This is a genomic window from Pseudoduganella sp. R-31 (assembly GCF_049913235.1).
Classification (GTDB): Bacteria; Pseudomonadota; Gammaproteobacteria; order Burkholderiales; family Burkholderiaceae_D; genus Rugamonas.
In genome coordinates, this window is the sequence record NZ_CP183986.1 from 4271669 (window position 1) to 4292818 (window position 21150).

At 63.5% G+C, this 21150-nt stretch carries 13 protein-coding genes; 10 read left to right on the plus strand and 3 right to left on the minus strand.

Features of this window, described 5'->3' with window-relative positions; translation table 11 throughout:
- Positions 1-5: 5 nt before the first annotated feature.
- The 4 genes from ACN9MY_RS19285 (at position 6) to ACN9MY_RS19300 (ending at position 9101) form a co-directional block, all read left to right on the plus strand.
- A complete protein-coding gene (locus tag ACN9MY_RS19285) occupies positions 6-2090 on the plus strand; it encodes a prolyl oligopeptidase family serine peptidase (RefSeq protein ID WP_426335979.1) in 2085 nt (694 codons plus the stop codon).
- Between the two features lie 148 nt (positions 2091-2238).
- Complete coding sequence (locus tag ACN9MY_RS19290; protein ID WP_426335980.1) at positions 2239-3081, plus strand: transposase; 843 nt, start codon at positions 2239-2241, stop codon at positions 3079-3081.
- A 249-nt stretch (positions 3082-3330) separates the two neighbouring features.
- A complete protein-coding gene (locus ACN9MY_RS19295) occupies positions 3331-8226 on the plus strand; it encodes a HAMP domain-containing protein (RefSeq protein ID WP_426162117.1) in 4896 nt (1631 codons plus the stop codon).
- A complete protein-coding gene (locus ACN9MY_RS19300) occupies positions 8226-9101 on the plus strand; it encodes a CheR family methyltransferase (protein ID WP_426335981.1) in 876 nt (291 codons plus the stop codon). Before ACN9MY_RS19295 ends, ACN9MY_RS19300 begins: the two co-directional genes overlap by 1 nt.
- Here the strand turns inward: ACN9MY_RS19300 and ACN9MY_RS19305 are convergent.
- Complete coding sequence (locus ACN9MY_RS19305; RefSeq protein ID WP_426335982.1) at positions 9067-10050, minus strand: AEC family transporter; 984 nt, start codon at positions 10048-10050, stop codon at positions 9067-9069. The genes ACN9MY_RS19300 and ACN9MY_RS19305 overlap by 35 nt on opposite strands.
- Before the next feature lie 9 nt (positions 10051-10059).
- On the opposite strand from ACN9MY_RS19305, the gene ACN9MY_RS19310 reads away from it, so the two are divergent.
- The gene (locus ACN9MY_RS19310) at positions 10060-10956 is read left to right on the plus strand and encodes a LysR substrate-binding domain-containing protein (RefSeq protein WP_426335983.1); all 897 of its coding nucleotides are present in this window, start codon (positions 10060-10062) and stop codon (positions 10954-10956) included.
- On the opposite strand, the gene ACN9MY_RS19315 is transcribed toward ACN9MY_RS19310, so the two are convergent.
- Positions 10953-13178 (minus strand): alpha-galactosidase, encoded by a 2226-nt coding sequence (locus ACN9MY_RS19315; RefSeq protein WP_426335984.1) that lies wholly within the window; start codon positions 13176-13178, stop codon positions 10953-10955. The two genes, ACN9MY_RS19310 and ACN9MY_RS19315, sit on opposite strands and share 4 nt — an antisense overlap.
- 212 nt (positions 13179-13390) lie before the next feature.
- Here ACN9MY_RS19315 and ACN9MY_RS19320 point away from each other — a divergent pair, with 212 nt between their 5' ends.
- The 5 genes from ACN9MY_RS19320 (at position 13391) to ACN9MY_RS19340 (ending at position 20271) form a co-directional block, all read left to right on the plus strand.
- The gene (locus ACN9MY_RS19320) at positions 13391-15727 is read left to right on the plus strand and encodes a TonB-dependent receptor (protein WP_426335985.1); all 2337 of its coding nucleotides are present in this window, start codon (positions 13391-13393) and stop codon (positions 15725-15727) included.
- Positions 15728-15793: 66 nt separating this feature from the next.
- Positions 15794-18394: an ATP-binding protein gene (locus tag ACN9MY_RS19325; protein ID WP_426335986.1), complete on the plus strand. Its 2601-nt coding sequence runs from the start codon at positions 15794-15796 to the stop codon at positions 18392-18394.
- 149 nt (positions 18395-18543) lie between these two features.
- Positions 18544-18798, plus strand: a complete 255-nt coding sequence (locus ACN9MY_RS19330) for a hypothetical protein (protein WP_426162125.1) — start codon at positions 18544-18546, stop codon at positions 18796-18798.
- On the plus strand, positions 18782-19660 hold the full coding sequence (locus tag ACN9MY_RS19335) for a DUF692 domain-containing protein (protein ID WP_426162126.1): 879 nt from the start codon (positions 18782-18784) through the stop codon (positions 19658-19660). The genes ACN9MY_RS19330 and ACN9MY_RS19335 overlap by 17 nt, the downstream gene beginning before the upstream one ends.
- Positions 19651-20271, plus strand: a complete 621-nt coding sequence (locus tag ACN9MY_RS19340) for a hypothetical protein (protein WP_426335987.1) — start codon at positions 19651-19653, stop codon at positions 20269-20271. The genes ACN9MY_RS19335 and ACN9MY_RS19340 overlap by 10 nt, the downstream gene beginning before the upstream one ends.
- Here ACN9MY_RS19340 and ACN9MY_RS19345 read toward each other — a convergent pair.
- On the minus strand, positions 20157-21068 hold the full coding sequence (locus ACN9MY_RS19345) for a LysR family transcriptional regulator (protein WP_426335988.1): 912 nt from the start codon (positions 21066-21068) through the stop codon (positions 20157-20159). The genes ACN9MY_RS19340 and ACN9MY_RS19345 overlap by 115 nt on opposite strands.
- Positions 21069-21150: the final 82 nt, after the last annotated feature.

Genomic DNA, 21150 nt, shown 5'->3' on the forward strand with positions numbered 1-21150 from the left:
CAGCAATGCCTTCGTATCGAAAAATGGCGTCTGGAGTAGTACTGGGGCTGGCGGCTGCCGGCGGCGCGCACGCGCAGAAAGCAGATCCCTACCTTTGGCTGGAAGACGTCGGCGGCGACAAGGCGCTGGCCTGGGTCAAGGAGCAAAATGCCGTCGCCCTGAACGAACTGCAGGCGCAGCCCGATTATCCCGGCATCCACGAACGCCTGAAGACCATCCTCAATTCCAAAGAGCGCATCCCCTACGTCACCAGACACGGCGACTACTTCTACAACTTCTGGCGCGACGCACAGCACACGCGCGGCATCTGGCGCCGCACCACGCTGGAGCAATATCAGAAGGCCGAGCCGCAATGGGAGACCGTGCTCGACATCGACAAGCTGGCCGCCGATGAAAACGAAAACTGGGTATGGCACGGCGTCTCCTGCCTGTACCCGAAAGGCGAACAATGCCTGGTACAGCTATCGCGCGGCGGCGGCGATGCGCACGTGGTGCGCGAATTCGACGTTGCCACGCGCCGCTTCGTGAGTGAAGGTTTCAACCTGCCCGAAGCGAAAAGCGATATCGGCTGGATCGACGCCGACACCATCTTCGTCTCGACCGACTTCGGCGAAGGCAGCATGACCACTTCCGGCTACCCGCGCATCGTCAAGGAATGGAAGCGCGGCACCCCGCTGGAAGCCGCGCTCACGCTGTATGAAGCCAAGACCGAAGACCTTGGCGTTGGCGCCTACAAGGACTTCACCCCCGGCCATAGCTACCAGTTCATCAACCGCCAGATCGGCTTTTACGCCAGCGAGCTGTATGTGCGCGAGGGCGGCAAACTGGTCAAGATCGACAAGCCGGAAGACGCCAACGCCTACACTGTGCGCGACCAGTTGATCATCGACTTGCGCTCCGACTGGACTGTCAACGGCGCCACCTACAAGCAAGGCTCGCTGCTGGCGGCCGACTTCAAGCGCTTCATGGCCGGCGAACGGCGGTTCGAAGTCCTGTTCACGCCCACGCCAAGCAGCTCGCTCGACGGCGTTTCCGCCACCCGTTCGGCCATGCTGCTCAACGTGCTCGATAACGTAAAAAACCGCCTGATCGAAATGCGCCACGTGGACGGCAAATGGCAACGGCGCGAGGTCGACGCACCAGCTTTTGGCACGCTGGCGGTGCAGGCGCTCGACCCGATCGAATCGGACCAATACTTCCTGACGGTGACGGACTTCCTGACCCCGACCACGATGTACCTGGCCCACGCCGGCAACGACGAACGGACTTCGCTGAAGTCCCTGCCCGCCTACTTCGACGCCAAGCCCTACACAGTGCAGCAGCACATGGCCATATCGAAGGACGGCACCAAGGTGCCGTATTTCGTCCTGATGAACAAGAAGGCCAGGCTGAACGGAAAGAATCCCACGGTCATGTACGGCTACGGCGGCTTTGAAGTATCGATGAAGCCCTTCTACAGCGGCACCACCGGCGAAGCATGGCTCAAGCAAGGCGGTGCTTACGTGCTGGCCAACATCCGCGGCGGCGGTGAATTCGGCCCGCGCTGGCACCAGGCCGCGCTGAAGGAACACCGCCAGCGCGCCTTCGACGACTTCATCGCCGTCGCACAAGACGTCATCAAGCGCAAGATCAGCAGCCCGCGCCACCTCGGCATCATGGGCGGCAGCAATGGCGGCCTGCTGGTCGGCGCCGCGCTGACCCAGCGCCCCGACCTGTTCAACGCCGTCGTCTGCCAGGTGCCGCTGCTGGACATGCAGCGTTACAGCAAGCTGCTGGCCGGCGCCTCCTGGATGGGTGAATATGGCGACCCCGACGACCCGGCGCAGTGGGCCTATATCAGCCAATACTCCCCGTACCAGAACGTATTCAAGGACAAGCACTATCCGCGCGTCCTGTTCACCACCTCCACCCGCGACGACCGTGTCCATCCCGGCCACGCGCGCAAGATGGTGGCCAAGATGAAAGACCAGGGTCACGACGTGCTGTACTGGGAAAACACCGAAGGCGGCCACGCCGGCGCCGCCAACAACGACCAGCAAGCCCAGATGTGGGCATTGACCTATGCCTTCCTCCTCAAGCAGTTGAAATAAATTCGGGGTCAGGTCTGTCATTTGGACAGTCGCTACACACCTTTGATCAATATCAAAACACCCGCCTCGAAATGTCCGCTGGCGGGTGTTCTTCACTCTATTGCGCCATCGCAATTATGGGTAATGGAAAGCGGCATATGCTCTTTCCATGAACCGGCCACTCAGAATCGAACTCAGCGACGCGCTGTACCACGTCACGGCACGCGGAGACCGCAAAGACCGCATTTTTCGGTCTGATAGTGATCGGCTGACCTGGCTTACGCTATTAGGCGAGACCTGTGACCGCTTCAATTTTGGCGTGCTGGCTTACTGCCAAATGGGCAATCACTTTCATCTCCTGCTTGAGACCGTTGACGGGCATCTCTCGCGCGGCATGCGACACCTGAACGGAAGCTACTCGCAGTACTTCAACCGCGCTCACGGGCTTGTCGGGCACGTGTTTCAGGGACGCTTCAAGGCGATCCTCTGCCAACGCGAGCTGTACATGAAGGAAGTGGCGCGGTACATCGAACTCAACCCGGTGCGCGCGAACATGGTGCAATGCCCATCTTATTGGCTTTGGAGCAGCTATAACGCAACTATGGGTGTGGTTGACGGACCGGTTTGGCTGCGCTCCGAAGCTCTGCTCGCACATTTCAATAGCAATAAGCATGATGCGCGGCAAGCCTACAAGGAATTCGTTGCCGCTGGCATTGGGGGACCCAGTCCCCTTGCTACTGTCTCCAATCAGCTCATGCTTGGAGACGAAGAATTCTGCGCCCGCGTTGTGGGTAGTCGCGCGGAAGGCAACTTGATGGAGCTAAAGCGGACCCAACGGCGCGCACTTGCAGGGCCCTTGCAACAATACTTCGCTACATACCGGGATTCCAAGGAAGCGATGGCCCGCGCCTACCGCTCCCTCGCCTATTCAATGCCAGAGATTGCCCGGTATGCACGAGTTTCTGTCAAAACGGTCAGTCGCGCAATCAACGCGTTCGAACGGACGTATTGAGAAAAATCAAAGGTGCGTGCTGGCTGTCCAAATGACAGACCTGCCCCCGAATTTTGCCCCCGAATTTCGCCGCCCAATCGTGCGCGTTGGAAAATTGCACGTGGTTATGCTTAGTAAAATGTTTCCCGGCGCGTTGCATAGTTGACAAAGTGAAGCTTTTTGTCACGTTTGTACTTGACTGTCGCCCCCTGCCGGAGTGACATTAAGCCTTCCCCCCGCATTCCACCTTCATACCTGAGGTAGCGTCGAATGAACGACATGACCGAACTGCCGGAAGAGTTGGACCTCAAGCTCATCCTGTCCACCCTGATGGCCCTGAAAAAAGGCGATTTTTCCGCGCGCTTACCCTCCGATTGGACCGGCGTCTCGGGCAAGATCGCCGATACCCTCAACGACATCATCGAAACCAATGAACGAATGGTGAAGTCGGTGACCGAGGTTAGCCGCGTGGTGGGCCGCGAAGGCCGCCTGACGCAGCGGGCAACCGTCCATGTCTCGGGCGGCTGGGCGACCATCATCAGCGCGGTCAATACGCTGATTGATGACCTGGTCCGCCCGACCACTGAAATGGCGCGCGTGATCGGCGCTGTGGCGAAGGGCGACCTGTCGCAAACCATGGCGCTGGAGGTGGACGGCCATCCGCTGAAGGGCCAGTACCTGCGCGCGGCCATGACCGCGAATACCATGGTGGAGCAGTTGACGTCCTTCTCTTCCGAGGTGACCCGCGTGGCGCGGGAGGTCGGTACCGAGGGCAAACTGGGCGGCCAGGCGCAGGTGAAAGGCGTGGCCGGCACCTGGAAGGACTTGACCGACTCCGTGAACTCGATGGCGGGCAACCTGACCTCCCAGGTGCGCAATATCGCGGAGGTGACGACCGCCGTGGCGAACGGCGACCTGTCCAAGAAGATTACGGTGGACGTGCGCGGCGAGATCCTGCAGCTGAAGGACACCATCAACGTGATGGTGGACCAGCTGCGTTCCTTCGCGTCCGAAGTGACCCGCGTGGCGCGTGAGGTGGGTACCGAGGGCAAGCTGGGCGGCCAGGCTTACGTGCCGGGCGTGGGCGGCACCTGGAAGGATTTGACAGATAACGTGAACTTCATGGCGTCCAACCTGACGGGCCAGGTGCGCAACATCGCGGCGGTGACGACCGCGGTGGCGAACGGCGACCTGTCCAAGAAGATTACCGTGGACGTGAAGGGCGAGATCCTGGAACTGAAAAACACCATCAACGTGATGGTGGACCAGCTTTCCTCCTTCGCTTCCGAGGTGACCCGCGTGGCGCGCGAAGTGGGTACCGAGGGCAAGCTGGGCGGGCAGGCGCAGGTGAAAGGCGTGGCCGGCACCTGGAAAGACTTGACCGACTCGGTGAACTCGATGGCGGGCAACCTGACTTCCCAGGTGCGTAATATCGCGGAGGTGACGACCGCCGTGGCGAACGGCGACTTGTCCAAGAAGATTACCGTGGACGTGAAGGGCGAGATCCTGGAACTGAAGAACACCATCAACGTGATGGTGGACCAGTTGAACTCCTTTGCATCGGAAGTGACCCGCGTGGCGCGTGAGGTGGGTACCGAGGGCAAGCTGGGCGGCCAGGCTAACGTGTCCGGTGTCGGCGGCACCTGGAAGGACTTGACCGACAACGTGAACTTCATGGCGTCCAACCTGACGGGCCAGGTGCGTAACATCGCGGAGGTGACGACCGCGGTGGCGAACGGCGACCTGTCCAAGAAGATTACCGTGGACGTGAAGGGAGAGATCCTGGAACTGAAAAACACCATCAACGTGATGGTGGACCAGCTTTCCTCCTTCGCATCCGAAGTGACCCGCGTGGCGCGCGAAGTCGGCACCGAGGGCAAGCTGGGCGGCCAGGCTTATGTGCCGGGCGTGGGCGGCACCTGGAAGGACTTGACCGACAACGTGAACTTCATGGCGTCGAACCTGACGGGCCAGGTGCGTAATATCGCGGCGGTGACCACCGCCGTGGCGCGCGGCGACCTGTCGAAGAAAATTACCGTGGACGTGAAGGGCGAGATCCTTGAGCTGAAAGACACCATCAACGTGATGGTGGACCAGCTGTCTTCCTTCGCGTCGGAAGTGACCCGCGTGGCGCGCGAGGTGGGCACCGAGGGCAAGCTGGGCGGCCAGGCCAACGTGTCCGGCGTGGCCGGTACGTGGAAGGACTTGACCGAGAACGTGAACCAGCTTGCGGCCAACCTGACCAACCAGGTGCGCGCCATTGCGGAAGTGGCAACCGCCGTGACGCGCGGCGACTTGTCCCGTTCCATCCAGGTGGAAGCGCGCGGCGAGGTGTCCTACCTGAAGGACAACATCAACGAGATGATCCGCAACCTGAAGGAAACCACGCAGAAGAATGCGCAGCAGGACTGGCTGAAAACCAACCTGGCGCGCTTCACCCGCCTGCTGCAGGGCCAGCGCGACCTGCAGGCGGTGACAAAGCTGATCCTGTCCGAGCTGGCGCCGCTGGTGTCGGCCCACCACGGCGTGTTCTACATGATGGACTCGCAACTGGCCGACGCCCGCCTGCGCATGATCGCCAGCTACGGCTACCGCTCTTCGCGCAAGCTGCCGACTTCCTTCCTGCCGGGCGAAGGCCTGGTGGGCCAGTGCGCGCTGGAGAAAGTGCGCATCTGGCTGACCGATGTGCCGCGCGATTACATCGTGGTGAGCTCGGGCCTGGGCGCGGCGCCGCCGACCAATATCGTGGTGCTGCCTATCCTGTTCGAGCAGCAGGTGAAGGCGGTGATCGAGATCGCTTCGCTGGACCGCTTCACCGAAACCCACCTGTCCTTCCTCGACCAGCTGATGGAGTCGATCGGCGTGGTGCTGAATACCATCGAGGCAAACAGCCGGACCGAATCGCTGCTGACCCAGTCGCAGTCGCTGGCGCAGGAGCTGCAACAGACCAACCAGGAACTCGCGGAAAAGGCCCGCCTGCTGTCCGAACAGAACATCGAGGTGGAGCGCAAGAACCGCGAGGTGGAACAGGCGAAACTGGCGCTGGAAGAAAAGGCGACCCAGCTGGCCCTGTCGTCCAAGTACAAGTCCGAGTTTCTGGCGAATATGTCGCACGAGCTGCGCACGCCTTTGAATTCGCTGCTGATCCTGGCGCAGCAACTGGGCGACAACCCGGAGGGCAACCTGTCCGGCAAGCAGGTGGAGTTCGCAAAGACCATCCACGGCTCCGGCTCCGACTTGCTTACCTTGATTAACGACATCCTGGACCTGTCGAAGATCGAATCCGGTACCGTGACGCTGGATGTGTCGGAGTACCGCTTCGCCAACCTGCGCAGCTATGTGGAGCGCACCTTCCGCCACATGGCGGAGGCCAAGCACCTGGGCTTCACCGTGGAACTTGGCGGCAACCTCCCGGCCTCCCTGATGACCGATACCACGCGCCTGCAGCAAGTGCTGAAAAACCTGCTGTCCAACGCCTTCAAGTTCACCAACCACGGCCAGGTATCGCTGGGCATCGCGCTGGTGCAAAGCGGCTGGAGCGCCGACCATCCGAACCTGGGCAATGCCGACGCCGTGCTGGCCTTCTCGGTCAGCGACACCGGCGTCGGCATCGCAGCCGACAAGCTGCAATTGATCTTCGAGGCCTTCCAGCAGGCTGACGGTTCCACCGCCCGCAAATACGGCGGCACGGGCCTGGGCCTGTCGATTTCGCGCGAACTGGCGCGCCTGCTGGGTGGCGAGATCCGGGTGGAATCCACCGTGGGCGCGGGTTCGACTTTCACGCTGTTCCTGCCGTATAACCGCTCCGGTTTCGTGTACTACGAAACGGCACGCCAGCCGGCCATGCCGCGCCTGCCCGCGCCGGCAGCAACCTCCACGCCGATCGTGGCAACGCCGGCCGTTGTGTACGCGCAGCCGCAGCAACAGCAGGAAGTCGAGCCGGACGAGCAAATCTACGGTTCGACCATTGACGACCGGGGCCTGACCACTCCGGGCGATCCATCAGTGCTGATCGTCGAGGATGACGAGCGCTTTGCCAAGGTGGTGCTGGACTTCGCGCGCGAAAAGAACTTCAAGGGCATCGTGACCCACCAGGGCGACTGGGCCCTGAGCCTGGCGCGCGACTACCTGCCTTCCGCCATCCTGCTTGACCTGGACCTGCCGGACATCGATGGCTTCACCGTGCTGGAGCGCCTGAAACGCGACCCGAGCACCCGCCATATCCCGGTGCATGTGATGTCCAGCCTGCGCGAACGCGAGCGTGCGCTGCGCTCCGGCGCCATCTCCTACCTGAACAAGCCGGTCAGCAAGGAGGACCTGAACGAGGAGTTCATGCGTATCCAGCGCTTCCTGATCGGCGGCAAGCGCAACCTGCTGGTGGTGGATGACGAGGAAAACCAGCGCGATGCCATCGTCAAGCTGATCGGCGACACCGACGTCGACATCACGGCCGTCGGCACCGGCCAGGACGCCCTGGCTGCGCTGCATGCCTCGCACTTCGACTGCATGGTGCTGGACCTGACGCTGCCCGACATCAGCGGTTTCGAGCTGCTGGACCTGATCGGCAAGGACCAGCGCCTGCGCGACCTGCCGATCGTGATCAACACCGCCAAGGAATTGAACCGCAAGGAAGTGGCAAAGCTGAAGCGCTACGCCAAGACCATCGTCATCAAGGACGCCCGTTCGCCGGAGCGACTGCTCGACGAAACCGCCCTGTTCCTGCACCGTTCGCAGGCCAACCTGCCGGAAGCCCAGCGCCGCATGCTGGAGGAAGTGCATGCTGCCGATGCCGGCCTGGCGGGGCGCAAGGTGCTGATCGTCGACGACGACCTGCGCAACATCTTTGCCCTGTCGTCGCTGCTGGAGCGCCAGCAGATGCTGGTTTCCTTCGCCGAGAATGGGCGCGACGGCATCGAAGTGCTGGAACGCGATCCGAGCATCGAGATCGTCCTGATGGACATCATGATGCCGGAAATGGACGGCTACGACACGATGCGCGCCATCCGCCGCATCCCCAAATTCCGCTCGCTGCCGATCATCACACTGACGGCGAAGGCAATGAAGGGGGACCGCGACAAATGCATTGCCGCCGGCGCTTCGGACTACATCACCAAGCCGGTGGACGTGGCGCAGCTGCTGTCGCTGATGCGGGTCTGGCTGCACTGATGGGCGCCAACGGAGAACTGCGCCGCAACACGGCGCCGGAGCTGGAAGAACTCGAACTGGAGCTGCTGCTGGAAGCGCTGGTGCGCCGCTTCGGTTTCGACTTCCGCTTGCACGAGCGGGCGCCGTTGAAGCAGAAGGTGCTCGCCTTCATGCAGCAGTGCGGCCTGGCTACGTTGTCGCAGGTGCAGGACCAGGTCCTGCACGATCCGGCAACCTCCGGCGCCTTGCTGCGCGCCCTGCACGTGCCGCCCGCGGCGCTGTTCGACAATCCTGCCGAAGCGCTCATGCTGCGCGAGGCCGCCGAGCATTCCCTGCGCGGCGCCGCCCTGCCCCGCGTCTGGCTGGCCGACTGCGCCGGCGCGGGCCAGGCCTGGACGCTGGCCATCATACTGGCCGAAATGGGCCTGCTGTCCCACGCCGAAATTTACGCCACCGTCGCCAGCGACGAGATGCTGGACGAAGCGGCATCGGCCTGGCTGCCGGAAGGTGACCTCGAAGGGGCGCAGGAAAGCTACCAGCAGGCCGGCGGAAAGGGGCGGCTGGCCAATTACTTCAACGTGCAGGGCGGACGCGCGATCCTGGCGCCATCGCTGCGCAGCCACATCACCTGGGCCCAGTACAACCTTGTCACGGACGCCTCGTTCAACGAATTCAACCTGATCGCCTGCCAGCGTGCACTGCCCGACTTCGGCCCTTTGCTGCGCCAGCGCGTGCTGCAGCTGTTCCACGACAGCCTGGTTCCCTTCGGCACCCTTGGCCTCGACCGGGAGATTGCCCCGGACGAGCCGCTTGCTGGCGCCTACCAGGCCCTGGAACCGGGCCAGCCCTGGTATAAGCGCGTCATGTGGCAAGCGCCAATATCGCCAGCAGGCTGATTGCGGACAACAGGGTTTGCAGCGAGATGATGCCGGCCATGAGGTGGCCGTCTCCGCCCATTTGCCGCGTCAGTACATAGGAAGTTGGCGCCGTTGGCAAGGCAAAGAACAGCACCATGATTGCCGTCTCGGCGCCGGTCAGCTTGAGCAAGCGCGCGCTCAGCCAGGCCACCAGCGGAACAAGCAACAGCCGCGCCGCGCTGTTTGAAACCATTGCGGCGAGCTGGCCGCGCAGCTCGCTGGGCTTCAAAGCGGCTCCCACGCACAACAGGCCGAGGGGCAGGCTGGAACCGGACAGCAATGCCAGCAGGCGATCCGCGCCCCAATCCAGGTGCAATCCGGTGAGATTCAGACACACTCCGGCCAAGCAGGAAAGGATCAATGGATTCTTTGCAAGGGCAACGGCGAGCGACTTGAGGTTCACGCCACTGTCGGCCGACAGGGCCAGGACGGACAACACATTCACGGTAGGCACCAGCAAGGCAAGCAGGACACTCGCCAGCAGCATGCCTTGCTTGCCATACAAGCTGCCGACGGTTGCCAGGCCAAGGTAGGTGTTGAACCTCAGGATACCTTGCAACATGACGCCAAAACGCGCGGCGGGCCAGCCATTCAGCGCTCGGAAAAACAGCAATCCCGCGCCGCATGCCAACAAGGCCAGCATCGTCGCCGCGAGCAGCCGGGGCAAGGCCGGGTTGTCCAATGGCGCAGCCGCCAGGCTGCCAAACAGCAGGGCGGGAAACAGGATGAAATAGTTGAAGCGTTCTGCGCCCGGCCAGAAGCCCTCGCCGGGAAAACCTGCTTGCTTCAAATAGTAGCCAGCCACGATCAGTAAAAACAGCGGCCAAAGCGATATCAGAATAGTGCTCATTGCGAAAACAAGTGTTGTTGCGAACAATGGCTTATCGTATTCTTCATCAAATTCATCTACAATTGAATTTGATTTCAATACCGGCTAATGCCCTCTCCTACACTTCGTCAACTCGAATTGCTGCTGGCGCTCGTGTCCTCGGACGGCATCGCCGGCGCCGGCGCCAAGCTTGGCATGTCGCCCTCGGCCACCAGCCATGCACTGCGCGCGCTGGAAACTGCGCTCGGCACCGAGCTGGTCGACCGTAATGTGCCCGGCATGGCACTTACCTATACCGGCGAACAAGTCTTGCCCCACGTGCGCGACGTCTTCGCTTCACTCCAGCTGGCGCAGGCAACGGCGCTGGCCGGGGCGGAGCTCAGGACAGGGCTGCTGCGCCTGGGTTCCTTCGGGGCCAGCGCAACGATCAGGGTCCTGCCGCCGCTACTGGAGCGCTTCAAGGCGCGCTATCCCGGCGTGGAGGTCGTTGTCACGGAAAAGCCTGACGAGCAAACCTCGCAGGACCTGGTCGAACGTCGCCTGGAGCTGGCCGCGCTCACGCTTCCCAAACGGGACTTCGATACGCAAACCCTGGCCGTCGACGAACTGGTAGCAGTCCTGCCGTCCAGGCATCCTTTGGCGCGGCTGGAAACCGTGCCGCTCAAGGCGATGACGGGCGAGCCATTCATCCTGACGCGGGCAGGTTCGCAAGCCCTGGTCACCAGACTGTTTGAAAAGAACGGCTTGCGCCCGCAAACCAGTTACGAACTGGTTCAGCTCATGTCCATCCTTGAACTGGTCGCGGGAGGGAAAGGCATATCGATACTGGCAAGGCTGGCGCTCCCGCAACACTATGAAGGTGTGGTCCTGCGCCCCATCGTTCCTGGCGCATCCAGGCGCATTGGGCTGGCCTGCCTCGATGAAAGCCGGCTTTCGCCGGTCGCAAGGGCCTTCTGGCAAGAGGCTCGCCGTTACCAGGCGAGCCTCAAGCGCAGCCCCGCTTAGGACACGGCCTCCAGCACGAACGCAGCAGCCTGGAAATCGCCCTCAAGCGCTACCTTCAATCCATGTCCCATCCAGTAGGCGCCGCTTGCCTTGGCCACAGTTCCTGCCGCAGCGGAGCCGGAAATCGCGCGCAGCGAGTAGACGGCGCTGGCGTCCAGTCCGCGCAGTTGGATCGACTTTTGCGCAGAACGCATCATGCTGGAGTGCAGGAAGGCGAACAGCACGGCCTGTTTGCGGTCATGCGACACGGAGAGCGTGGCCGAGCGCGGCGAGCCGTTCCCCGGCGATACCAGGCGATAGAGGTTCCCAAGCTGGATCGTCGCGCGAACCTGCTTGTATGCTTCGACCAGGCGCCGGGCCTTGGCGAAATCCTCGTCCTGCCAGTGATTGAGGTTGGCGCCGATACCCAGCCCGCCCTGCATGGCCGACAGGAAGCGGTATTCAAGCGAAGTCACGCGCTTGTTCACGAAGTTCGGCGAATCCGTCACCCATGCCATCATCGCGGCAGGAGCATAGGCATGGCTGTATCCGTCCTGGATGACGAGGCGGTCGTACGGATCGGTATTGTCCGAGGTCCAGACCTGTTCGGTGAGCCTCATGATGCCCAGGTCGACGCGGCCACCGCCGCTGGCGCAGGATTCGATCTCAAGCTTCGGATGCCGGCGGCGCAGCTCGGCCAGCAGCTTGTAGAGGTTATCGACGTAGGCCACGTAAAGCCGCTGCTGGTCGTCCGGCGCCACTTCCGGCCAGCCGGGTTCCGACCAGGCGCGGTTATGGTCCCATTTCAGGTATTCGATATTGTGGCTGGAGAGCAGTGCATCCAGCACCTTCAGCAAGTGTTCGCAGACGTCCTTCCTCGCCAGGTTAAGCACCAGCTGGTTACGGGCCTCGGAGCGCTGCCGGCCGGGGAAATTGATGACCCAGTCGGGATGGGCGCGATACAGATCGCTGTCCGGATTCACCATTTCCGGCTCGACCCAGAGCCCGAACTGCATGCCCAGGCCATTCACGCGCTTGATCAGCGGCCCCAGGCCATTGGGAAACTTCTTCAGGTTGACCACCCAATCCCCAAGCCCGGCCTTGTCGCTGTCGCGCGCACCAAACCAGCCATCGTCTACCACAAAACGCTCGACGCCGATGCTGGCCGCTTTTTCGGCCAGCGCCACCTGCCCTGCTTCATTCACGTCAAAGAAGGTCGCTTCCCACGAGTTGTAAAGGACTGGCCGCAGGCGTGGCCTTGGCGCGTGCGGCAAGACCTTTTCTCGCTGGTAGCGATGGAATACGCGCGAAGCCCCGCCAAATCCCTCGTTGGAAAAGCCGGCATGGAAGACCGGCGACGCCAAGCTCTCCCCCTGCTTAAGGCGGTAGCTGAAGTCGAACGGGTTGTAGCCGGCAGTGGCATGCACCCCGCCCATGGCATCCATCTCGACGTTGATGCGCCAGTTGCCGCTCCAGCCCAGTGCTCCGAACCACACCGGGCCGGACTCTTCGCCGGTTGCGGCGCGGCTCACCGCAATCCATGGATTGATTTGGTGCGAGGTGACGCCCTTGCGGCTTTCCAGCACGAACGCGCCCGGCGTGATCGCGCGGGTCTGCAGCATGAATTCCCCGGCCCACCGGCCGGACAGGAAGTACAACCGGTAATCGTCGCTGTAAGGCAGGTTCAGGCAGGCAGCCGCCATTTGATCCACCTGGATCCAGTTGCCCGTCCGGTTTTCCACCACGGCGGAGCGCGCGAGGATCCCGGTCGCTTCGTCCATCGCGTAAGTCAAGGCGACGCGGACGGCCCGCTTCGCGTCCTGCAACTGCAGCACAAGGCTGTCTCCTTTGTCCTGATGGCCGGCATAGCGCAGGTCGAGGTCGCGCACGCCGTCGGGGAAGCGGACCTTCAATGCCGGCTCCGTTGTCAAGCCGCCACCAAATCCCGCAAACTCGTATGGCGTCAGGCCAGGCGCCATCTCGTTCGACGAATTGGCTTCGACCGGAACTGCCGCAGGAAGACTGTCGCTGGCAGCAAGCGCAGCGCCCCAATACAGCGATTGCACCTGCCCGCCGGCATTGATGCCAAACGCATAGGTGACGCCGCCGCCATCAAGGCGGAATACCCTGGTGGCCTGGTCGACCATCGCGCGGGCCCCGGCGCCACCGCCGAGTGCCATGCCCGCGGCACTGCCCAACAAGCCAAGGAACACCTTGCGCCGGGTTTCATTTGTTGCCGCCATCGTCCCTCCAGGATGCGTTTTTCGGCAGAGGATAGCAAGCAGCCAGGCCGCCGCGACGCAGCTATATCAGGACGGATTAGTTCTTTTTGAATTTGAAATATCACAACTGGCGATTCTGTGCAAAATTGCACAACGTGAGTGCAACCCTGTCAGTTTCGCACAGTTGGCAAAACATGCACACTCCTCGCATAACAAAACCTGAGGAGACTTTGATGCGCGTGTCGAAACACAATTTCATGCTGCGACGCTCGGCAGCAGCCGTGATGATGACGCTTCCCGCCATTTATTCCCACCCGGCCTTGGCGCAAAGCGCCGGCGGTGAGAAGGCCGAAGGCGGGATGGACCGGGTGATCGTTACCGCCCGCAAGCGCGAAGAGCTGATCCAGGACGTGCCGGGAGCCGTGACCGCGCTGTCCGGCGCCCAACTCGACAAGAAAGCGCTGCCCGACATCACCGCCCTGACCGACATCGTGCCCAATACCACGCTCAAGGCTTCGCGCGGCACAAACACCACCCTCACCGCCTTCATTCGCGGCATCGGCCAGCAAGATCCTGTTGCCGGTTACGAGCAAGGCGTCGGCATCTACCTGGACGACGTCTACCTGGCCCGCCCGCAAGGCGCCCTGACCGACATCTACGACCTGGAACGCATCGAAGTGCTGCGCGGCCCGCAAGGCACGCTGTACGGCCGCAACACCATCGGCGGCGCAGTCAAGTATGTGACCCGCAAGCTGTCCCCTAACCCGACTTTCGAAATCAAGGGGGCGCTTGGCAACTACGGCCAGCGCGACCTGGTCCTGAAAGGCAGCACCCCGGTCAGCGACATCCTGCGCATTGGCGGCACGGTTGGCACTTTCAATCGCGATGGCTTCGGCAAGAATGTGATCAACGGCCGCGAGAACTACAACAAGGACGTCAACGCCGCCCGCATCAGCGCGGAACTGGTGCCCAACACCGACCTGTTCATCCGCCTGGCCGGCGACTACACCAAGGACGATTCCGAACCGAAGCAAGGCTACCGCCTGCTGAATGGCCCGCCGCCGGGAAATGAGCCGCCACTGGAAGGTGCTTACGACACACGCGCCAACCTGTACAAGGTGAATGGCCACGAGCAGCAAGTGACCACCAAGGGGGTTTCCCTGACGATCGACTACAACATCAATGCCGAAACGATGTTCAAGTCGGTCACCGCGCACCGCTCGTCCAAGTCCTACGCGCCAATCGATTTCGACTCCCTCAACGCGCCGCTGTGGGAAGCCCCGGCCATCTATAGCGACAAGCAGGACAGCCAGGAATTCCAGCTCACCTATACCGGCTCAAAATGGCAGGGCGTGGCCGGCCTGTTCTACATGAAGACCAATGCCTTCAACGAGTTCGACGTGCTGTACAACGCTGCCGGCGGCCTGTCGCTGCTGACCCGCGACGATATCGATTCCCGGACCTGGGCCATCTACGCGGACGCCAGCTATAGCGTATCCGACGCTTTCAGCGTCAGCGTCGGCGGCCGCTGGACCGATGACGAGCGCGAAGCCGCCATCTACAAGCGCACCTACCTCGGCCTGGCCGGTTCGCCCAACCTGGGCAATCCCGCCGCCGTGGGGCTGGCGCCGAACACGGACCTCGGCAAGGGTGACTTGCACCGCAAGGACAGGAAGTTCACCCCGAAACTGGGCTTTGGCTGGAAGCTGTCGCCGGAACACAACGTGTACGGCAGCTACCAGAGCGGCTTCAAGGGCGGCATGTTCGATCCGCGGATGGACCTGACGGCAACCGGCGGCCCGAACACCCCGGCCTCGCTGGAGAAGCGCAAGGGCGTGAATCCGGAAGAAGTCGATACCGTTGAACTGGGCTTGAAATCGTCGCTGAACAGCGGCCGCCTGCAGACCAATGCGGCGGTGTTCTACACCGACTACAAGAACGTCCAGATCCCGGGCTCGATCCCGACTTTCAATGCACAAGGCCAGGTGAACGGTTTCGCCGGCACGCTGACCAACGCCGGCAAGGCCAAGATCAAGGGCCTGGAACTGGAAGCGATTGCCCGCGTGACCGATGGACTGTCGCTGAACGGCATGCTGAGCTACATCGATGCCGAGTACAAGGAATGGATGGTGGCCAGCGGCGCCACCCTGGTCAATGTGGCGCAAAGCGCGGAATTCCAGAACACGCCGAAAAAGTCGGCCAACCTGGGCGCGACCTATGAATGGCCGGTCAGCCTGTTCGGCCGTGGCGGCAACATGAGCTTCAACAACAGCCTGTCCTACAAGGACAAGGTGTACCAGGCCGAGATCGTGCGCCTGACCGGCATCGCCTCGATGGATGCACTGGTGCCGCAGAACCAGATGCTGGCCCAGGGCGGCTTCACGCTGTGGGATGCCGGCCTGGTATGGACCAGCGTCGACCGCCGCCTGCAAATCGGCCTGCACGGCCGCAACCTGACGGACAAGCGCTACAAGGTGGCCGGCTATGCCTTCGGCGGCTTCTTCAACACCGTCACCACCTACTACGGCGATCCGCGCACCTACAAGCTGACCGCTTCATACAAGTTCTGACGCACGTTACGATTGGTGAGAATCTCTTTGCGCTGACAGGAATATGATGGCAGTGAGGAGAGCCAGATGCTGCTCGAGCGCGAAAGGCAATTGCAGGATTTGCAGCGGCTTGCCAGCCGCGTTAGCTCAGGTGCGGGCGGGATGGCGCTGGTGCTGGGTGAAGCCGGCATCGGCAAGTCATCCCTGCTGCAAGCCTTTGCTGCCCCCTTGAAGGACGAGTTCTTCGTCTTGCAGGGCGCTTGCGAAGACCTGTCCACGCCGCGCGTGCTGGGCCCCTTGCGCGATTTTGCGCCCGCCCTGGGCCAGGACGTGGTGTCGGCCATCGACAACGCCGCCAGTCCCGACGTCCTGATGCCGATGCTGCTGGGCCACCTTGCCGCCCAACCGCGGCCGGTGCTGGTCATGTGCGAGGACCTGCACTGGGCCGACCAGGCCACGCTGGACCTGCTGAAATACCTGGCGCGCCGCATCGGCGGCCAGCACACCATGCTGCTGGCCAGCGCCCGCAACGACGAGCTGCCGCCCGACCATGCCTTCTGGCGCTGGGCTGGCGACTTGCCCCCCGCCAGCACCCAGCGCATCGACCTGCCGCCCCTGTCGCCGCAAGCGGTCGCCACTCTCGCGCACGATGCCGGCTGCGATCCCTCCGAGCTATACCGCGTCACTTGCGGCAATCCCTTCTTCCTTTCCGAACTGCTGAGCGACTGCAACCGTTCGCCCGGCCATTTGCCGGCCTCGGTGCGCGACGCGGTCTGGGCCCGCACATCGCGCCTGGACGCACAGGTGCGCACCGTGCTGGAACTGGTCAGCGTCAGCCCCGTCGCACTGGAAGAGTGGTTGCTCGAAGCCCTGCTCGGCGAGGACGGGCACGATGCGATCGACTGCAGCGTGGACAGCGGCCTGCTGCAGCGCGCCAGCCCCGGCCTGTTGTCGTTCCGCCACGAGCTGGCGCGCCAGGCCTTGTTGAGCGGACTGCGCCCCGGCGCCACCCGCGCCCTGCACAAACGCCTGTGCAAAGCCCTGACCGAGCAGGCGCCGCCCCATGCGCGGGTCGAACTGGCGCGGCTCGTGCATCACGCAACCGGAGCGCAGGATGCGCACATGGTGCTGCAACTGGCGCCGCGCGCGGCACGCCAGGCGGCGCGCCTGGGCGCCCACAGGCAGGCGGCGGCCCACCTGGCCAGCGCACTGCAGTTCGTCGACGCGGTCGGCTGGACCGGCGAAGCTGCCCAGCTTTACGAGGACTGGGCTTACGAGGCGGGCCTGCTGCGCATCGACGAGCGCCTGATCGAGGCGCGGCAAAAGGCTATCGCCCTGTGGCAAAGCGTGGAGCGGCCGGACAAGGTCGGCCTGAACCTGCGCTGGCTGGCACGCACCCATTGGTACCGCGGCGAGGCAAAGGAAGCGGAACGCTACGGGCTGGAAGCGATCCGCACGCTCGAGCAACTGCCGAACAGCAAAGAGCTGGCCATGGCCTACAGCATGCGTTCGCAGCACCAGCTATTGCAGAACCATCCGGCGTCCGCCATCGAATGGGGCCGCCTGGCGCTGGAACTGGCTACCGCGCTGCACGACCATGACACGCGCGTCCATGCGCTGACCAATATCGGCAGCGCAAAGCTGTTCCTGGGCGACGACGGCGGCCAGCAAGACCTGGCCGACGGCTTGCAATGCGCCCTGGAACAGCACCTGCACGAACACGCGGCGCGCATCTATAGCAACTGGGTGGAATACGCTGTCGTGTTCAAGCAGTTTGCCCTGGCCGAACGCCTGCTGGCCGAGGGCCTCGCCTACCATCGCGAACATGAACTGGACGCCTGGGTGCACTACCTGACCGGCTGGCAGGCGCAGCTCCATCTCGACAAGGGTGAGTTCGCCCAGGCCGCCGCGCTGGCGCGGCAGGTGCTCGCCCTGCCCGACCTGAGCCTGGTGATGCGGCTGCCTGCCTTGACGGTACTCGGGCGGACCCTGTCGCGCCAGGGCGAACAGGATGCCGCACGCTGCCTGCAGGAAGCGCTGCAATGGGCGCGTGCCACCGGCGAATCGCAGCGCTTGCTGCCGGTGCTGCTGGCCCTTGCGGAAGCGGCCTGGCAAGTGCAGGACCTGGACAGTTGCCGGCGCTGGCTGGACGAGATCGGCCAGTTCGACCTGTCCGGCGTCAACGCCTGGGACCTGGCGGCAGTCGGCGCCTGGCGGCGCCGGGCGGCAATCGCCGCGGAAGCGGCCGGCAATGGGCAGGCTGCCTGCGACGCCTGGCTGGCATTGGGCCTGCCATTCGAAGCAGCGCTGGCCTTGCTCGACCTGCCCGGCGACGCGGCTGCGCAAGCCATGCCCAAGGCAGTCGCCCTGCTGGAACAGATCGGCGCCGCACCGGCGGCTGCGCTGGCGCGGCAGCGCGCCCGCGCCTGCGGCGCCCAGGCCCAGCTGCCGAAGCCGCGGCGCGGTCCCTACGCAGCAGCGCGCCAGCACCCGAGCGGCCTGACCCGCCGTGAAGCCCAGGTGCTGGAACTGTTGCTCGATGGCCTCAGCAACCTTGAAATCGCCCAGCGCCTGTGCCGTTCCGAACGCACCATCGAACACCACGTTTCAACCCTGCTCGGCAAGCTGGGCGCCACCACGCGCCTCGACTTGCTGCGCCGGCCGCCCACCTCGCTGCACAAAAACTAGGTGCTGGCGATCCGGAATCTGGGTGCCAGTACCAATTCGCCGCGCCTGTCCTCAGCCTAAAGTGACTCCCATGGAAAGCACGGGGCGCGGTCCATAGCCTGGTCCGAAGGGCCCGCCCCTCTTCAATACCGGACCGCCTGGAGATCGTCATGGAAGAACTGCGCCACACCAATTCCAAGAAAAACCATATCAAGATCGTCGTCAGCGAAGGCAAGGTCACCCTGGAAGAATTGCACAAGGCGCTCGATATCGCCGTGTCCCAGATGGTGCCGAAAGGCGGCTGCAACTGCGGCCTGACCGGCTTCGACCTGACTTTCCTGCGCGGCGACCCGTCGATCGGCCGCGTGCTGCGCGAGGTGCCGCACATCGAAGGCGCGGTGCTGGAACATGAACTCCGCGGCTGAATTGCCTGCGCACGACCCGCGCCCTGCCCTGGGCGTGGGCGTCAGCTATGAGGGGCGCGATCCGGCGCTGCTGGAGATGATGCTGCCGCACGTGGACATCATCGAAGTCACGCCGGAAACCATGTCGGTGGCCGATGGCGAGCGGATCTCGCTGGACAAGGGCATCCTGGCCGAACTGAAAAACATCGACCGCGAAAAAACCATCGTGGTGCATGGAGTCAGCCTGTCCATCGGCTCGCACGATGGCTGGTCGCCGACCTACCTGCACCTGCTCGACGAACTGATGGACCAGGTGCGGGTGCGCTGGCACAGCGAGCACCTTGGCTTTACGCGGGTCGACGGCGAACATCTCGGCATCATGCTGGCCATGCCGCGCACTGAGCAGGCAGCGGAGCTGGTGGCGCAGCGGGCCTGGTGCCTGCAGCAGCGCTACGGCTTGCCCTTCCTGCTGGAGAACATCGTGCACGTGGTGCCGGACTGCCCGGCCGACTACAGCGACGCCGGTTTCCTGAACGCGGTGGCGCGCGACAGCGGCTGCGGCCTGGTGCTGGACGTGTACAACCTGGAATGCGATGAACATAACCATGCGCTCGACATACAGGCCTTCCTCGCCGAACTCGATGGCCGCCACGTGAAGGAAGTGCACGTGGCCTGCGGCGTCAAGCACAACGGCCTGATGCTGGACGTGCATTCGCGCCTGCCGCGCCCCTGCACCATGGACCTGGCGCAGCAAGTGCTGCAGCAGGTCGCGACCGAGGCGGAAGTGATCGTGTACGAATTCATGCCGGAGGCGGTGCCCGGCCTGGGCAACGCAGCCATCGCCAACACCCTGCAGCAAATGCGGCAACGAAAATGGAGGTAGACATGGACCTGGCCAGCCACCAGCGCATCCTGCTTGGCCTGATGCGCGCCACTTACCAGCCCGGGCCCGGCGACGCGCCCTATTTCCACCGGGTTGCCGATTCCCCCGACCTGCAGGAAGCGCGCGGCAATGTGCTGCTGTGGCGCATCTACGTGCTCGAACGCAGCTGCGTGCTGACCGTCGAATTGCTGCGCCAGGCCGGCTTGCTGGAGAAAGCGCTGCAAGCCTTCATCCGGCAGGAGAACATCTCGCCGTTCCGCGAGTACCAGCCGCTGGCCTTCCTTGGCTTCCTGGCCGGGCATGAAGACCCGCTGGTGGTCTCGGTGTCCCAGTTCGAACTGGCGCTGATGAAGGTGCGCGAAGGCGACCCTTGCCGCTACATGGTGGACTGGAGCTACGACCCGGCGCCCATCCTGCAGGCGCTGGCGCAACGGGCGCCGCTGCCGGACCGGGCCGATCCAGACTTGCACCGGATCGAGATTTCGGGTGAGCTGCCCTATCTGTTCGAGATGAAAAGGCTGGCGCGCGATTCGGCAAACGAGCGGAGCAAGTTCCAGACCGCCCTGACGCGCGGCAGCCGGTACAAGTCGACGGGCGCCACCAGCCAGTAGGCGCGCTCGACGAATACCTCGTCCTGCAGGACCGGCACCAGGCGGCCGTCCGTTGCCATGTAAGGCGGCGCCATCATCAGGCCCAGGCCGGCGGCGGCAGCTTCGGCCTGGGCCAGCATGCCCGTGCAGCACAGGCGGCGGCGCGGGTTGACGCCCAGTTCATCAAGGAAGTTCAGCTCGTTGCTGGCCAGGCGGTCCTGCACGTAGTCGACAAAGTCATGGCCGGCCAGGTCGCTGCGTTTCTGGATCGGCGGGTGGCGGGCCAGGTAGTCAGGCGAACCGTGCACGTACAGCCGGAAGGACGCCAGGCGCGTCACCATGTAGCGGCCGGTGTTGGGCGCGTCAAGAGTCACGCCCAGGTCGGCTTCGCGGCTGGCCAGGTTGGCAAAGCGCGGCTGGACCAGCAGATCGACCGACAGCTCGGGATAATCCTGCAGGAATTGCGCCAGCAGCGGCGTGATGAAGCGCACCCCGAGCGCTTCGGGCACCCCAAGGCGCACCACGCCGCGAATCGCGACTTCGGTGCCGGACAACTGGCCTTGCGCGGCCAGCACTGCGCTTTCCATCGCTTCCGCATGGGGCAGCACCGCGTGGCCCATTTCGGTCAGTTCATAGCCCTCGCGCGAGCGATCGAACAGGGTGGCGCCCAGTTGCTGCTCCAGGCGGTCGATGCGGCGCGAGACGGTGGTGTGCTCCACTTCCAGCCGGCGCGAGGCGCCGGACAAGGTGCCGGAGCGCGCCAGCTCAAGGAAGAAGCGCAGGTCAGTCCATTCGGGCAGGGTTTTCATGCGGCCCATTGTGCATCATTTTCCCTCGCTGTAGTGTTGCTGTGCAAAATTGCACACACAGTGGGCGCGGCCTCCGGTTCCCGCGCCGATG

Bases quoted from the DNA above. Each gene is read 5' to 3' on its own strand.
- ACN9MY_RS19285 (WP_426335979.1), top strand. From the start codon at position 6: ATGCCTTCGTATCGAAAAATGGCGTCTGGAGTAGTACTGGGGCTGGCG.
- ACN9MY_RS19290 (WP_426335980.1), top strand. From the start codon at position 2,239: ATGAACCGGCCACTCAGAATCGAACTCAGCGACGCGCTGTACCACGTC.
- ACN9MY_RS19295 (WP_426162117.1), top strand. From the start codon at position 3,331: ATGAACGACATGACCGAACTGCCGGAAGAGTTGGACCTCAAGCTCATC.
- ACN9MY_RS19300 (WP_426335981.1), top strand. From the start codon at position 8,226: ATGGGCGCCAACGGAGAACTGCGCCGCAACACGGCGCCGGAGCTGGAA.
- ACN9MY_RS19310 (WP_426335983.1), top strand. From the start codon at position 10,060: ATGCCCTCTCCTACACTTCGTCAACTCGAATTGCTGCTGGCGCTCGTG.
- ACN9MY_RS19315 (WP_426335984.1), bottom strand. From the start codon at position 13,178: ATGGCGGCAACAAATGAAACCCGGCGCAAGGTGTTCCTTGGCTTGTTG.
- ACN9MY_RS19320 (WP_426335985.1), top strand. From the start codon at position 13,391: ATGCGCGTGTCGAAACACAATTTCATGCTGCGACGCTCGGCAGCAGCC.
- ACN9MY_RS19325 (WP_426335986.1), top strand. From the start codon at position 15,794: ATGCTGCTCGAGCGCGAAAGGCAATTGCAGGATTTGCAGCGGCTTGCC.
- ACN9MY_RS19330 (WP_426162125.1), top strand. From the start codon at position 18,544: ATGGAAGAACTGCGCCACACCAATTCCAAGAAAAACCATATCAAGATC.
- ACN9MY_RS19335 (WP_426162126.1), top strand. From the start codon at position 18,782: ATGAACTCCGCGGCTGAATTGCCTGCGCACGACCCGCGCCCTGCCCTG.
- ACN9MY_RS19340 (WP_426335987.1), top strand. From the start codon at position 19,651: ATGGAGGTAGACATGGACCTGGCCAGCCACCAGCGCATCCTGCTTGGC.
- ACN9MY_RS19345 (WP_426335988.1), bottom strand. From the start codon at position 21,068: ATGGGCCGCATGAAAACCCTGCCCGAATGGACTGACCTGCGCTTCTTC.